Here is a 14,318-nt window from a genome sequence, read left to right on the forward strand (position 1 = left end):
GGGGTCATCACGCAGCAAGCCGTTAAAACCATTGCGTGCGGAACGCCGGATGTTTCGGCGTAACCGTGGTGACCATGCTCGTGTGCTTTTTTACTTTGCGCACGAGGCTGCGGATGCGTTCGAGCATCCGGCGTTCCGCGCGCCCTCATTGTTCGAGGGCAGGAATGCGAGTCTGCCGGGAATGGGGGCAAGCCCCAAGCCCGGGTCACACCCCGGGCGCATTCGCGCCGCGGGATCGCGAACGTGCATCTGCTGTTTGAAAATTGAATCTGGAACGAGAGACGCGCGACGAGCGATCGTCTTGTTCGACGTCGTCCCCGCGGGGACGACCCGGAATTGGGTTGTCATCACCGGGCTTGTCCCGGTGATCCCGACAAGGCGGGCACCGTGCGTCCATAAGCGGGATGGCCGGGTCAAGCCCGGCCATGACAGCAAGAGAGCGCCGCGCGCTCAACACACGCGAACTGTCATGCGCGGGCTCGACCCGCGCATCCATCGTTCTTCATGAAGCCAAGGAGATGGATTGCCGGGACACATCCGGCGGAAACGACGCCTAAGCGGGATCACCGGCACCACAGGCGTGCGAAAACGACACCCTTCTTCAAACGGCTATGGCCGGTGATGACAATAGAACAAGTGGTGACCCGTGCAGACAGGCGGCCTTTTACGTCCCCCGGCCGCTGTCGCGCTGGGACGCGAGAAACTCGGACAGCTTCTGCGCGGTCTCCTTGGGGCCGCTCTTCGCGGCAGCCTTGCGCTTCTTCGGCGCAGGCGGTGGCGCGTTGGCAGCCTCTTCCGCCTCCTTGGCAAGCCGCAGGGCGCGCAGGCGCTCCATGTTCTTGCGAACCGCGACAGCGTCCTTGTCAAAATCCGCCAGCGCCTTGGCACCTTCAATGGCGGCGACACGCCGCTTTTCAGTGCGCGCGAGCTGTTCGGGGCTCTGTATTTTGGTCGGGTTTTTGCTCATCCCCAATATATAGGCATTTTTGAGCAAAATGCTACCCGAACAGGGGGATAGGCCGGGGAAACTGGCCAAACGGCGCGAAAATCAGCCGAGATCGCTGCGCGGATTGTAGGGCCGCGTGGTGCGCCACTTCTCCATCAGCGCTTCCAGCTCGGCGTCATGGCCGTCCGGCAGCACGATGCGGGTGGTGACGAACAGGTCCCCGGGTGTGCCCTTGCTCGGCAGCCCCTTGCCCTTGAGGCGGAAGGTGCGGCCGCTCGAGGTGTTTTTCGGGATCGACAGTTCGACCGCGCCGCCGAGCGTCGGCACCCGGACCTTGCCGCCAAGCACGGCCTCATAGAGCGTGATCGGAAGCTCGACGCGCAGATCGTTGCCGTCGATCTTGAAGAACGGATGCGGCGCGATCGTCACCGTGATCAGCACATCGCCGGGGCGATGGCCGAGCGCGGTTTCACCCTGCCCCTTCAGCCGGATCTGCTGGCCGGAGGTGACGCCCACGGGAATCTTGACGTTGAGTTCCCGGCCGGAGGGAAGGCGCACACGCTTCTGCGCGCCCTTCGCCGCTTCTTCCAGCGACACGCTCATGGCGGCGTTGACGTCGAGATCGGCCGCGATCGGGGTGTCGTACTCGAACGTGGTGCCGCCGCCGCGCCCGCCCATGCCGGCAGGGCCGCCGGCCTGCCCGCCGAACATGCTCTTGAGGATGTCCTCGAAGCCGCCGCCGCCGAAACCGCCGGCTTCGCCGCCGGCCTGACGGAAGGTGTATTCAAAATTCTGATTGCCGCCTGCGCCGCGCGCACCGCGTGCGCCCCGCGCCCCGAACGGCGAACCGCCGCCTTCGAAGCCCTGAAAGCGCGGCTTGCCCTCGGCGTCGATCTCGCCGCGGTCGAACTGCTTGCGCTTGGTTTCGTCGCCGAGAATTTCGTTAGCCGAATTCAGCTCGGCGAAACGCGCGGCTGCCTTGGCGTCGTTCTTGTTGGCGTCGGGGTGGTGTTTCTTGGCGAGCTTGCGAAATGCGCTCTTGATCTCGGCAGCGCTTGCGCTTCGCTGCACCCCCAGGACCTCATAGGGGTCGCGCATTCGTCAGGTCTCCTTCGTGGAACTCAGTGCGGGGCTGGACAGCCCGCGCCCTTCATTTGGGGTGAACGTGGCATTTTCACAACGGCTTCTGCCGGTTTCAGGACCGCTTCCACGGTTTCATATCGCGGATTTCCCACGGGCCGCGGGCAGATTGGCAGGCCTTGCCCTGTAGCCAGCCCTCATTGGTACCGCGAACGTAGCTCGCCAGGAAGTCTCGGCAGGTCTTGCCGTCGTCGCTATAGGCGGTGGCCAGCGGCGTCACCGACCCTCGCGCGCCGGTCTCCGGATTTTCCCATGGCTGGCTGACGTCCTTGCCGCCGCGTGTCAGGACATCGGACGCCGCATTACGGGCGAGCGCGAGATCGCGGTCGGTCAGATTGGTGTCGTCGCTGACCCGGACGATGGGGGCGGAAATCGAGCCGGTGATATCGGCGGCCTCCGCCTTCTTGGTGTCGAACACCGAGCCGAGCCGGAAGCTGCAGCCGCCCGCCGCCAGCCCGAGGGCGACGATCGCAGCCGCCGTGGCAGCGCCGCGGATCGGTGATAGGCCCGCGCCCCGGTGTGCCCTATATAGGGGGCTCGGCGCGCCGCTGGCGGGCGTATGTGGACGCAACTCGGGTACTCCAGACATGAACGGCCCAAGCACCATCAAAGACTCAAGTGAGTTAATTTCCGGTGATTTCACTGAAAGCCCGGAGCCTTTTGCCCTTTTTGCCGCATGGCTCGCGGAGGCGACCAAATCCGAGCCCAACGATCCCAATGCGATGGCCCTTGCCACCGTCGATGCCGACGGCCTGCCCGACGTGCGGATGGTGCTGCTCAAGGGGTTCGATACCGACGGCTTCGTGTTCTACAGCCACATCGCCAGCGCCAAGGGCCGGGAGTTGACCGCCAATCCCAAGGCCGCGCTTTTGTTTCACTGGAAGTCGTTGCGCCGCCAGGTCCGCGTCCGCGGCGCCGTCACTCCGGTCAGCGAGGCCGAGGCCGACGACTATTTCGCCACCCGGCCGAAACAGTCGCAACTCGGTGCATGGGCGAGCAAGCAGAGCCAGCCGCTGGAAAGCCGGATGGCGTTCGAAAAGGCGATCGCCCTCACCGCCGCCAGATATGGGCTTGGCCATGTGCCGCGCCCGCCGGGCTGGAGCGGCTGGCGCATTGCGCCGCAGGCCATCGAGTTCTGGCACGACCGGCCGTTCCGCCTTCACGATCGCATCCTGTTCGAGCGCGGCGCTGACGCCGCCTGGGGCAAGACGCGGCTTTATCCCTGATCCCATTCGCGCGTTCGCGCCTGAGAGAGACATCGCCTTTATGACGACTGCCCCGCCGAACACACCCCGCCGCACATTGCTGCTGACCGGCGCCAGCCGCGGCATCGGCCACGCCACGGTGATCCGTTTCTCCAGCGCCGGCTGGCGCGTCATCACCTGTTCGCGCCATCCGTTTCCCGAACAGTGCCCGTGGGACGCCGGCCCGGAGGATCATATCCAGGTCGACCTGTCCGATCTCGCTGACACCGAGCGCGCGATTCAGGAAATCCGCTCGCGGCTGGACGGTGGTGAGCTGCACGCGCTGGTCAACAACGCTGCAATCTCGCCGAAGGGCGACGGCGGCAAGCGCATGAGCACGATCGATACCGACATGGACACGTGGTCGAAAGTTTTTCGCGTCAACTTCCTTGCGCCGGTGATGCTGGCACGCGGTCTTATCAACGAATTGAAAGCCGTGAAGGGTTCGGTGGTGAACGTCACCTCGATCGCCGGATCGCGCGTTCATCCGTTCGCCGGTTCAGCCTATGCGACGTCGAAGGCGGCGCTGGCATCATTGACCCGCGAAATGGCGCACGATTTCGGACAGGTCGGCGTACGCGTCAACGCCATCGCGCCGGGCGAGATCGATACCGCGATCCTGTCACCGGGCACCGAGAAGATCGTGCATCAGCAGATTCCGATGCGCCGGCTCGGCACACCGGACGAGGTCGCGAAGATCGTCTACGTGCTGTGCACCGAGACGTCGTCCTATGTGAACGGCGCGGAAATTCACATCAACGGCGGCCAGCACGTCTGATTTTTGATCAGCTTGCCTTGCGACGCGCGGTGGAGCGGCTCGATTTTTTCGTTGCCCGCGGCGGCGAACTGCGCGTCCGCCGCACCGGTGCGCGCGCCGTCTTGCCCTTCAGACTCTGCTGAAGCGCGTCCATCAGGCTGACGACATTGCTCGGCTTCTCCTCGCGCGCCGGCTCCTTGATGGTCTTGCCGGATGCCTTGCGCTTGACCAGATCCTTCAGCGCGGTCTCGTATTCGTCTTCGTATTTGTCGGGTTCGAAATGCGCGGCCTTGGTTTCGAGGATGTGCGAGGCCAGTTCGACCATATCCTTGGAGATCTTCGGATCCTTGATGTCCGAGAAGAAGTCGTCTGCGTCGCGCACCTCATAGGCATAGCGCAACGTGGTGGCGATCAGGCCCTTGCCCATCGGCTCGATGGCGACGATGTGTTCGCGGTTGGTGAGGACGATACGCGCCAGCGCGACGCGATCCTTGTCCTTCATGGCATCGCGGATCACGGCAAAAGCATCGAGCCCCGCCTTGCCATCAGGCACGATGTAATAAGGATGATCGAGATAGCGCCGGTCGATCTCGTCGCGCGGCACGAAGCTATCGATGACGATGGTGTGATTGCTTTCGATCTGGACGGCTTCAAGTTCTTCCTTCTCGATCGGGACGTACTCACCCTTGCTGACCTCGTAGCCACGACCCTTCTGATCTTTCTCGACCACATCACCGGTCTCGGCATCCACCATCTGCTGGCGCAGCCGGTTTCCGGTCTCGCGATTGATCATGTGAAAGCGGATCTTCTCGACCGAGGTCGAGGCCGGATAGAGGGCGACGGGGCACGTCACCAACGACAGCTTCAGCGATCCCTTCCAATAGGCACGCGGCAACATCGGACGCTCTCCTACGCATACTCCACGATGGAACTTCAACCGGGACAGACAGTTTTCGTTCCTGCGGCATCGTCGAACGATGTGTTCTCCTTTTATTCCCAATACGGGAAACAGATTTGTGACCGACAGGCATCTCTCGACCTATCGCACCAAGCGGGACTTCACGAAAACCGCCGAGCCCAGCGGCAAGACAAAAGTCGCACCGTCGAAGCTGCGGCGGTTCGTAATCCAGAAGCATGACGCCACCCGCCTGCACTACGACCTGCGGCTCGAGATGGACGGCGTATTCAAATCATGGGCCATCACTCGCGGTCCGTCGCTCGATCCCAAAGACAAGCGCCTTGCGGTCGAAGTCGAGGATCACCCCCTCGACTACGGCGACTTCGAAGGGACGATTCCCAAAGGACAATACGGTAGCGGCACCGTGCAGTTATGGGATCGCGGCTACTGGTTGTCCGACGATCCCGAAAAAGGGCTGAAGAAGGGCGACCTGAAGTTTGCGCTGGAGGGAGAAAAGCTGCACGGCGAATGGGTGCTGGTGCGAATGAAGCACGACCGCAAAGGCGGCAAGCGCACCAACTGGCTGCTGATCAAGCACCGCGACAAGTACGCGAAGGAAGGCAAGGCGAACTCGATCCTCGACGACGATAAATCGGTCGCCTCAGGACGCCCGATGAAGCAAATAGCGCAGGGCAAGGGTCGCGCACCGAAACCGTTCATGCTGAGAAAATCGTCAGCGGCAGCCGATCAGGTTTGGGATTCCAGCACGGGACTCGCCGCCGACGAAAGGAAATCGCCGGGGCGGAAAGTCACTGCTCGAAAGAGCGGAAAGAAGACAGGACGGAAGACCGCTCCCAACAAAGAGCACCGCGTCGGCGCCCTTCCCGACTTCATCGAGCCCGAACTCTGCACGTCGGTTGAGCGCCCACCTGCGGCGGCAGGCTGGATACATGAAATCAAATTCGACGGCTATCGCATCCAGATGCGGATCGCGGACGGCAACGTGACCCTGCGCACGCGCAAGGGCCTCGACTGGACGGACCAGTTTGCAGCGATTGCGAAGGCCGCAGAAAAATTGCCGGACGGCATTCTTGACGGCGAAATCGTTGCGCTCGATCACACCGGCGCGCCGAGTTTTGCGTCGCTGCAGGCGGCACTGTCCGATGGCAAAACCGGAGATCTGATCTTCTTCGCATTCGACTTTCTGTTCAGCGAGACCGAAGACCTTCGCCGCTTGCCGTTATCGGAGCGCAAGGGCCGATTGAAAACGTTACTCAATGGCAAGCGCAAGCCCGACGGTGTGATCCGCTACGTCGAGCACTTCGAGACCGGTGGCGATGCGATCCTCCAATCGGCCCGCGAGCTTTCGCTCGAGGGCATTGTATCGAAAAAATTCAACGCACCCTATCGTTCGGGCCGCTCCAAAAGCTGGACCAAGGCGAAATGCCGGGCGGGCCATGAAGTCGTGATTGGCGGCTGGAAAAACAACGGCGGAAAATTCCGCTCGCTGATGGCCGGCGTGCCGCGCGGCGATCATCTCGCTTATGTCGGCGTTGTCGGCACAGGGTACGGACAGGCCGTCATCAAACGTATCATGCCCGATCTCAAGGCTGCAGCATCGTCGACGAATCCGTTCGGCGGCACCAACGCCCCGAAGAAAACCTCCGAGATCCACTGGCTCAAGCCCACGCTCGTTGCCGAGATCGAGTTCGCCGGCTGGACCGGCGACGGCATGGTGCGGCAGGCTGCCTTCAAAGGACTGCGCAAGGACAAATCCGCCAGGGAGGTCACAGTGGACAAGCCTGTGAAAGCCGGGATTGCCGCGCCCAAGCCGGGCAAGAAAGACCGGTCACACGCGACCGAGGCGTCCGGATCGAAAGTGCGCGGCGTGACACGCACCGCGAAATCAACAGACAGCAGCGCCGAAGTGATGGGCGTCGCTATCTCCAAGCCGGACAAGGCGATGTGGCCTGACGGTGGTGACGGCGAGCCCGTCACCAAACGCGATCTGGCGCAATATCTCGAGTCGGTCAGCGGCTGGATGCTCCGACATATCGAGGGACGGCCGTGCTCGATCATTCGCGCGCCGGACGGCATCGACGGAGAAACATTCTTCCAGCGCCACGCCATGGCGGGGATGTCGAAGCTGCTGGATCTCAAAAAAGTCTCCGGCGACCGCAAGCCGTATCTCCAGATCGATCGTGCCGAAGGTTTGATCGCCGTGGCGCAAATCGGCGGACTGGAATTCCACCCGTGGAATTGCGCGCCGAACGAACCGGACGTGCCGGGCCAGCTGGTGTTCGATCTCGATCCCGCGCCCGAGGTCGCATTCAATGCCGTTGTCGATGCCGCACGCGAGATGAGCGACCGGCTCAAGGAGCTCGGGCTTGAGACGTTCTGCAAAACCACCGGCGGCAAGGGATTACACGTCGTGGCGCCGTTAAAGGATGCGAAGAAGGACAAGATCGACTGGAAAACGGCGAAGGCTTTCGCACAGAAAGTTTGCCAGCAAATGGCCGCCGACAGCCCGGAGCGCTATCTGCTCAACATGTCGAAACAGCAGCGCAAGGGAAAGATCTTTCTCGACTATCTGCGCAACGACCGGATGGCGACGGCGGTCGCCCCCCTCTCGCCCCGCGCCCGCGCCGGAGCGCCAGTCTCGATGCCGCTGACCTGGATGCAGGTGCGCAGCGATCTCGACCCGATGAAATATACCGTGCGCACCGTACCGGCGTTGCTGAAGACATCGAAAGCGTGGGCGGACTACGATCGTGCGGCCCGGCCGCTGAAAGCGGCAATCGCGAAAATCGGAAAGTAGCTACAGCCACTTCTTCCATTTGAAGAACATGTAGGGAAAGATCGCCGCGAAGAGCATCATGATCAGTGCCATCGGATAGCCATGCGGCCAATCCAGTTCCGGCATCAGTTTGAAATTCATGCCGTAGATCGAAGCGATCAGGGTGGGCGGCATTAGCACCACCGCCATCACCGAGAACAACTTGATGATGTTGTTCTGTTCGAGATTGACCACGCCGAGCATCGCATCAAGCACGAAGGTGATCTTGTTCGACAGATACGACGCATGATCCGTCAATGACTGGATGTCGCGCTGCAAGGTCTTGAATTGCGCCTTCTGCTCCTTGCTCCAGCGCCCGGCCGTGTCGGTCTCGACAGTCAGGAATGAAATGACGCGGCCGATCGATACCAGACTCTCGCGGACCTTCGAGGTGAGGTCGCCCTTGCGCCCGATGGTGAGAAGAATTTGCGAATACTTGCGAGAATGGCCGCGATCGGCGGACGGTTCAAAAATGTCAGAACTCACACCATCAACGTCGCCGCCGATACGCTCCAGAATGTCGGCACAGCGGTCGATGATGCCGTCAAGCAGTTCGAGCAGCACCGAATCGCCGGTGATGTTGGCCGCGCAGGACCGGCCGAGCTTGGCCGCCACCAGCATGAACGGCTTCGGCTCATCATACCGAACCGTCACCAACCGGTGATCGGTCAGGATGAACGATACCGGCGTGATCCGCGGATTGCCGCTGTCGGTGGCGCACATCAGCGTCGCGGTCATGTAGCGCGCGCCGTTCTCGATATAGAGCCGCGAGGAGATCTCGATTTCCTGCATGTCCTCGCGGGTCGGAATCTCGATGCCGACCAGTTTCTCGACTGCCTTGTCCTCGCCCGGCTCCGGCGACTTGAGATCGATCCACACCGCATTCGCTGGAAGCGCATCGAGATCGACGTCCTCGACTTTCTTCAGCGATGTGGCCGTGGGGGCAAAAACCGACAGCATAAGGACACTCCGTCACGGGCACGATGACGACCTCGTGCCAAAACGCAAATTCATTCGATTCTTGCAAGCCTTCCGCGACGGGCTGACGACACGGTGGTTGCTGGCCGGAGATCACTCCGTCCGGGCCCGGAATCGGGCTGGAAGTCGGTCAATGGACCAGCCCGTCAGTCCGGACTGCGGCAGCAAAGTCACAGGTCGCCGCCGCCTTGCCGAAGCCGAGCCCTGAATACTGGAATTACAGGATGATTTGCGGTTTATAAAGATGAGCGGCTGGCAGAATCATGCCGCAAACGCCATGTGACCTAGCGCCGCGCCTGGAATCCCCGATGTCGTCCCTTGTCCCGAAATTCGCTGCTGTTCTGGCCGCCGCCGTCATGCTGGCGGGCTGCATGCAAACAGCCACCTATCAGGCAGCCCCGGAGGCAAATCTGAAGCCCCGCGACAAGGAGTATCTGTCGAAGGTCTCCTACGCCAAAACCCCCGTCGCACCGCCGTTCCGCCGCGCCATCGTCGACTATCATCGTCACGAGGCGCCCGGCTCCATCATGGTCGATTCCGATAACCACTACCTTTATTACGTGCTCGATGGCGGCAAGGCGATCCGCTACGGCATTACCGTCGGCGAAGAGGCGATGGCGTGGTCCGGCATCGCCAAGGTCGGCGCCAAGAACGAATGGCCGGACTGGCACCCGACCAAGGGCGAAATCGAGCGCCTCGGCGTCCCGACCTTCGTCAAGGGCGGCCCCGACAACCCGATGGGGTCGCGGGCGATCTATCTTTATTCCGGCGGCAAGGACACCCTGTTCCGGATCCACGGCACCAACCAGCCCGAATATATCGGCGCCTCGATCTCGTCGGGCTGCATCCGCATGACCAACGAGGACGTCATCGACCTTTATGACAAGGTCAAGATGGGCGCCATTGTGGTGGTGCTCGAACCCAAGCAGGGCGACTCACCCTTCAAGCCGAAAATGGCGCTGCGTGGTGGGGCCGCCACCACCTTCATCCAGTAGGCGGTTCGCCTAGCGATTCGTCATTGGCCCCGGCCCCCTTCTCTTCCCTCGCCCTATTTGACCGCCTTGGTCTGCCTCCGCGCCTCCTGCGTAGGCATTTACCCGCGCGCGACGACCGATCTGCGGCTCAAAAGTCACAGCGAGCTTGCTGCATGGCAAAATGGGGCACGGAACGGTGGAAAAGAGAACGGATTGCGGGCAAAACGAAGTCACGAAATTGAAAGTCATTCGGGCTTAGGTGCAAGCCGCATCGGCTGAATTTTGTTTGTCAGGGTTTGGGAATGTCGTCGTTCGGGTCAAAGATCGCCATCGTGCTTGCGGGCGCCATGCTTGCCGGCTGCATGCAGACCACCGCTACCTTCGAGAAGGCACCGGAAGCGAGCCTCAAGCCGCGCGACAAGGAGCTTTTAGCCAAGGCGCGCTACGAGAAGGTCCCGGTGGCTCCGCCGTTCCGCCGCGCGATCGTCAAATACCATCGCAAGGAAACGCCGGGTTCGATCGTCGTCGATTCCGACAATCACTATCTCTATTACGTGCTGGATGGCGGCAAGGCCATCCGCTACGGCGTGACCGTTGGCGAGGAAGCCCTGGCATTTTCCGGCATCGCCCGGGTCGGCAACATGCAGGAATGGCCGAAGTGGACGCCAACCGCGGACATCCACAAGCGCATCGAAGGTCTGCCGCAATCCGTGCCCGGCGGCCCGGATAATCCGCTCGGCGCCCGCGCGCTGTATCTTTACCAGGGCAATCGCGACACTCTGTTCCGGATTCACGGCACCAACCAGCCGGAATATATCGGCGCGTCGATTTCGTCCGGCTGCATCCGCATGACCAACGAGGACGTCATCGACCTCTATGACCGGGTCAAGCCGGGCTCGGTGGTTGTGGTGCTCGATCCCAAGCAGGGTGACTCGCCCTTCAACTCGAAGATGGCGCTGCAGGGCGGCTCCACCATGGTCGACTAGGCCTGTTCATCGCAGATCAAAAAGCGCCGGTTTACCGGCGCTTTTTTTACGGCCGCTACCGTGCGCCGCGCTTGCCGGATTTTGCCCGCGCGGGCTCCTCGGCTGCATCGCTGGCTGCCGGTTCGGATACCGCCGGTTCGGGGGCTTTCTCAGCCGCTTCGCGCGGCGGGGCATCCTGTGGCCGTTCCACAGGCATCAACGGCGCAACCTTCGGCGACGGGTCGTCCACGCCCCATTGGCAGATCTTGTAGTTGTTACGACGCTCGGCGAGATCGAGATGGATATGGTCTTCGTGATACCAGTCCGAGCCCGGACCGAGTACGGTCGAGAAACGGCTGCAGACCGACATCAGCACCTTTTCGCGCGTCGTGCGCGCGACCGTGCGATCGGTCAATGACAGCACAGTTCCATCCGCCAGCTTGAACCCGCGCACATCGAGCGCATTGGCCTTGCCGTGTTCTGACAGCTTCGCGCCCTTGACGCGATTGCGGCCGCGGCACTCGAAGGAATCGAAATTATCCAGTTCGGTCATTTCGGTGCCGAGGCCGGCCAGCAGCGGCGCAGCATCCTCACGCACCCAGTTTGCGATCGCGGTCGCCATCATGCAGCGGAGGATCGCCGCCGGCTTGACGGCCACGCGCCGGGCGTCCGGCAGCACGACGGCTTCGAGCCGTACCAGGTCGTCCCCGCCGCAACCGCCCGGTCCCACAACGGAGGGCACGGACGGCGCAACCGCAATCGCATCGGTCAATGCGAGGCGGCATGCCGACGGCTCGGGCGGCTTTGGCTGGACGGCAGCCTCAGCTGCTGGCGGGGCCTGATCGGCGGCAACCGGGGGCACCGCGTGCGGCGCTCCCGGCGGACGAGGACGCGGCAGCGGCACCGCCACAGCAAATACCGACGTGGTTAAAAGCAGCGCCAGCGCTGTCGCAATTATCGGCAACGTCCTTATACCGCAGGCCTTTCGACGATAAGACCATTTGCGGGCAGCGGTGGGCGCGCTAAAGTTCATACAGATCCCTTGCGGACCGCCAAACAACGCGAACAAGAAAGCTGTTTTGAGGAGGAGACATTCAATGCTCGGATTGATGCAAGACTGGCCCTTGCTGTGTCATCGGATTATCGACCATGCGGCAGCGATACATGGCAATCAGGAAGTCGTCACCCGATCCGTCGAAGGTCCCATACATCGGACCAATTACGCCGAAATTCGAGCGCGCGCGCTGAAAGTTGGTCAGAAGCTCGATCAGGAAGGAATCAAGCTCGGCGACCGCGTCGCCACCATCGCGTGGAACACGTGGCGTCATCTGGAAGCCTGGTACGGCATCATGGGCATCGGCGCCATTTGCCATACCGTCAACCCGCGCCTGTTCCCCGACCAGATCGTCTGGATCGTCAATCATGCGCAGGATCGCGTAATGATGACCGACCTCACCTTCGTGCCGCTGCTGGAGAAGATCGCGGACAAGATGCCGTCGATCGAACGCTACGTCGTGTTCACCGACAAGGCGCACATGCCGCAGACCACGCTGAAGAACGCGATCGCCTACGAGGACTGGATCGCGGAGGTCGATGGCAATTTCACCTGGAAGGAGTTCGACGAAAACACCGCGGCCGCGATGTGCTACACCTCCGGCACCACCGGCGACCCGAAGGGCGTGCTCTATTCGCACCGCTCGAACGTGATGCATGCGCTGATGGCGAACAACTCGGACGCCCTTGGTACTCGCGCGCAGGACGTGATGCTGCCGGTTGTCCCGCTGTTCCACGCCAATAGCTGGGGTATCGCCTTCTCGGCGCCAACGATGGGCACCAAGCTGGTGATGCCTGGACCCAAGCTCGATGGCGCGTCGGTGTATGAACTGCTCTCGACCGAGAAGGTCACCTATACCGCCGGCGTTCCGACGGTGTGGCTGATGCTGCTGCAATACATGGCAACCGAGAAGAAGACATTGCCCGACCTCAAGGTCGTCATCTGCGGCGGATCGGCGATGCCGCGTTCGATGATCAAGGCATTCATGGATATGGGTGTCGAGCCTCGCCACGCTTGGGGCATGACCGAGATGAGCCCGATCGGAACGGTGGGCGCGCTCAAGCCGCCGTTCTCCGATCTGACCGGCGACGCCGCCCTCGACATTCTGCAAACCCAAGGCTATCCGCCATTCGGGGTGCAGATGAAAATCACCGATGACGCCGGCAAGGAATTGCCGTGGGATGGCAAGACGTTTGGCCGCCTCAAGGTGAGCGGCCCATCGGTGGCCAAGGCCTATTACCGCGTCGACACCAATATTCTCGACGATAAGGGCTTTTTCGACACCGGCGACGTCGCCACGATCGACGGGGGCGGCTATATGCGGATCACAGACCGCTCGAAGGACGTCATCAAGTCGGGCGGCGAGTGGATTTCGTCGATCGACCTTGAGAACCTCGCCGTCGGCCATCCGAAGGTGCTCGAAGCCGCCGTCATCGGCGTCGCGCACCCGAAGTGGGATGAGCGGCCGCTGCTGATCGTCCAGCTCAAACCGGAACAGAAGGCGACCCGGGAGGAGATCCTGCAATACATGGACGGCAAGATCGCCAAATGGTGGATGCCCGACGACGTCCAGTTCGTTGACGCCATTCCACACACCGCCACCGGCAAGATCCTGAAAACAGCGCTGCGCGACCAGTTCAAGGATTACACCCTGCCCAGCGCGGCCGCCTGACGATCGAAGGCGCAGTCTCGCCGCCTCGCAAGACGGCCTGCCGATAACAGCGAGCCGGGATCACTCCCGGCTCGCTTTTTGTTGCGCGGCCAAATCCGCGAAGGCACAACAGCCGGATGGGATTGATCTTCATCCTCGCGGTCGGCCTTGCGGCCGGAATTGTCAGCGGCATTGTCGGCACGGGATCATCGATCATGCTGGTGCCGGTGCTGGCCTATGTCTACGGGCCAAAGGAAGCCGTCCCGATCATGGCGGTCGCATCGGTGATGGCCAACCTGTCGCGCATTCTGGCGTGGTGGCGCGAGGTCGACTGGCGCGCCTTCGCGGTCTATTCCGTGACCGGCGCACCCGCTGCTTTCCTCGGTGCGCGAACCCTGCTGGTGCTGCCGGCGCGGGCGGTCGACATCGCCATCGGCGTTTTCCTGCTGACGATGATACCGGGACGGCACTGGCTGGCGGCGCGTATGCTTCGCCTCAACCTGTGGCACCTCGCGCTCGCCGGCGCGATCATCGGCTTCCTGACCGGCATCGTGGTTTCGACCGGCCCGATTTCGGTTCCGGTCTTCCTCGGCTACGGGCTGATCAAAGGCGCCTTTCTCGCCACCGAGGCAGCCGGCTCGCTCACGATCTATTTCAGCAAAATCCTGACGTTCCAGAACGCCGGCGCATTGCCGTGGGAGATGTTCACGAAAGGTCTGGTGGCCGGTTCGTCGCTGATGGTCGGGGCGTTCGTCGCCAAACCCTTCGTCCTGCGGCTGCCACCAGAAACCTTTCGCTATGCGATGGACGCGATGATGCTGATCGCGGGATTGAGCATGCTGTGGAACGCACTGCACGTGGCCTGACCGCCTTCC

Annotated in this window: 14 protein-coding genes; 8 read left to right on the top strand and 6 right to left on the bottom strand. The window is 62.2% G+C overall.

The genetic code is table 11. The features are described from left to right. Window positions 1-425 precede the first annotated feature (425 nt). The gene (locus tag ASC80_RS24555) at window positions 426-557 is read left to right on the top strand and encodes a hypothetical protein (RefSeq protein WP_283805045.1); all 132 of its coding nucleotides are present in this window, start codon (window positions 426-428) and stop codon (window positions 555-557) included. A gap of 107 nt (window positions 558-664) precedes the next feature. On the opposite strand, the gene ASC80_RS11040 is transcribed toward ASC80_RS24555, so the two are convergent. The 3 genes from ASC80_RS11040 to ASC80_RS11050 form a co-directional block, all read right to left on the bottom strand. Further along, window positions 665-967 (bottom strand): hypothetical protein, encoded by a 303-nt coding sequence (locus ASC80_RS11040; protein WP_056296747.1) that lies wholly within the window; start codon window positions 965-967, stop codon window positions 665-667. A gap of 81 nt (window positions 968-1,048) precedes the next feature. Further along, window positions 1,049-2,044 carry a DnaJ C-terminal domain-containing protein gene (locus ASC80_RS11045; RefSeq protein WP_056296750.1) on the bottom strand — a complete coding sequence of 332 codons (996 nt, stop codon included), beginning with the start codon at window positions 2,042-2,044 and terminating at the stop codon, window positions 1,049-1,051. A gap of 97 nt (window positions 2,045-2,141) precedes the next feature. After that, window positions 2,142-2,657, bottom strand: coding sequence for an RT0821/Lpp0805 family surface protein (locus ASC80_RS11050; RefSeq protein ID WP_056296752.1), 516 nt, complete (start codon window positions 2,655-2,657; stop codon window positions 2,142-2,144). Window positions 2,658-2,673: 16 nt separating this feature from the next. On the opposite strand from ASC80_RS11050, the gene pdxH reads away from it, so the two are divergent. After that, window positions 2,674-3,312 (top strand): pyridoxamine 5'-phosphate oxidase, encoded by a 639-nt coding sequence (pdxH, locus tag ASC80_RS11055; protein ID WP_056296755.1) that lies wholly within the window; start codon window positions 2,674-2,676, stop codon window positions 3,310-3,312. 40 nt (window positions 3,313-3,352) lie between these two features. Then, window positions 3,353-4,108 carry an SDR family NAD(P)-dependent oxidoreductase gene (locus ASC80_RS11060; protein WP_056296758.1) on the top strand — a complete coding sequence of 252 codons (756 nt, stop codon included), beginning with the start codon at window positions 3,353-3,355 and terminating at the stop codon, window positions 4,106-4,108. Between the two features lie 7 nt (window positions 4,109-4,115). Here ASC80_RS11060 and ku read toward each other — a convergent pair whose 3' ends face one another. Next, window positions 4,116-4,985 carry a non-homologous end joining protein Ku gene (gene ku / locus ASC80_RS11065; protein ID WP_056296761.1) on the bottom strand — a complete coding sequence of 290 codons (870 nt, stop codon included), beginning with the start codon at window positions 4,983-4,985 and terminating at the stop codon, window positions 4,116-4,118. Between the two features lie 79 nt (window positions 4,986-5,064). On the opposite strand from ku, the gene ligD reads away from it, so the two are divergent. Beyond that, the gene (gene ligD, locus ASC80_RS11070) at window positions 5,065-7,803 is read left to right on the top strand and encodes a DNA ligase D (RefSeq protein ID WP_082512526.1); all 2,739 of its coding nucleotides are present in this window, start codon (window positions 5,065-5,067) and stop codon (window positions 7,801-7,803) included. On the opposite strand, the gene ASC80_RS11075 is transcribed toward ligD, so the two are convergent. Further along, on the bottom strand, window positions 7,804-8,781 hold the full coding sequence (locus ASC80_RS11075; protein WP_056296766.1) for a magnesium transporter CorA family protein: 978 nt from the start codon (window positions 8,779-8,781) through the stop codon (window positions 7,804-7,806). It lies immediately after the preceding gene. 326 nt (window positions 8,782-9,107) lie between these two features. On the opposite strand from ASC80_RS11075, the gene ASC80_RS11080 reads away from it, so the two are divergent. Beyond that, a complete protein-coding gene (locus tag ASC80_RS11080) occupies window positions 9,108-9,794 on the top strand; it encodes a L,D-transpeptidase (protein WP_056296769.1) in 687 nt (228 codons plus the stop codon). A 281-nt stretch (window positions 9,795-10,075) separates the two neighbouring features. Further along, window positions 10,076-10,759 carry a L,D-transpeptidase gene (locus tag ASC80_RS11085; protein WP_056296773.1) on the top strand — a complete coding sequence of 228 codons (684 nt, stop codon included), beginning with the start codon at window positions 10,076-10,078 and terminating at the stop codon, window positions 10,757-10,759. A gap of 55 nt (window positions 10,760-10,814) precedes the next feature. On the opposite strand, the gene ASC80_RS11090 is transcribed toward ASC80_RS11085, so the two are convergent. Further along, complete coding sequence (locus ASC80_RS11090; RefSeq protein WP_082512527.1) at window positions 10,815-11,771, bottom strand: extensin-like domain-containing protein; 957 nt, start codon at window positions 11,769-11,771, stop codon at window positions 10,815-10,817. A 64-nt stretch (window positions 11,772-11,835) separates the two neighbouring features. Here ASC80_RS11090 and ASC80_RS11095 point away from each other — a divergent pair, with 64 nt between their 5' ends. Then, window positions 11,836-13,464 carry a fatty-acid--CoA ligase gene (locus ASC80_RS11095; RefSeq protein ID WP_056296777.1) on the top strand — a complete coding sequence of 543 codons (1,629 nt, stop codon included), beginning with the start codon at window positions 11,836-11,838 and terminating at the stop codon, window positions 13,462-13,464. Window positions 13,465-13,580: 116 nt separating this feature from the next. Continuing rightward, the gene (locus ASC80_RS11100; RefSeq protein WP_056296779.1) at window positions 13,581-14,309 is read left to right on the top strand and encodes a sulfite exporter TauE/SafE family protein; all 729 of its coding nucleotides are present in this window, start codon (window positions 13,581-13,583) and stop codon (window positions 14,307-14,309) included. Window positions 14,310-14,318 lie beyond the last annotated feature (9 nt).

Source organism: Afipia sp. Root123D2 (assembly GCF_001425835.1).
Taxonomy (GTDB): Bacteria; Pseudomonadota; Alphaproteobacteria; order Rhizobiales; family Xanthobacteraceae; genus Afipia.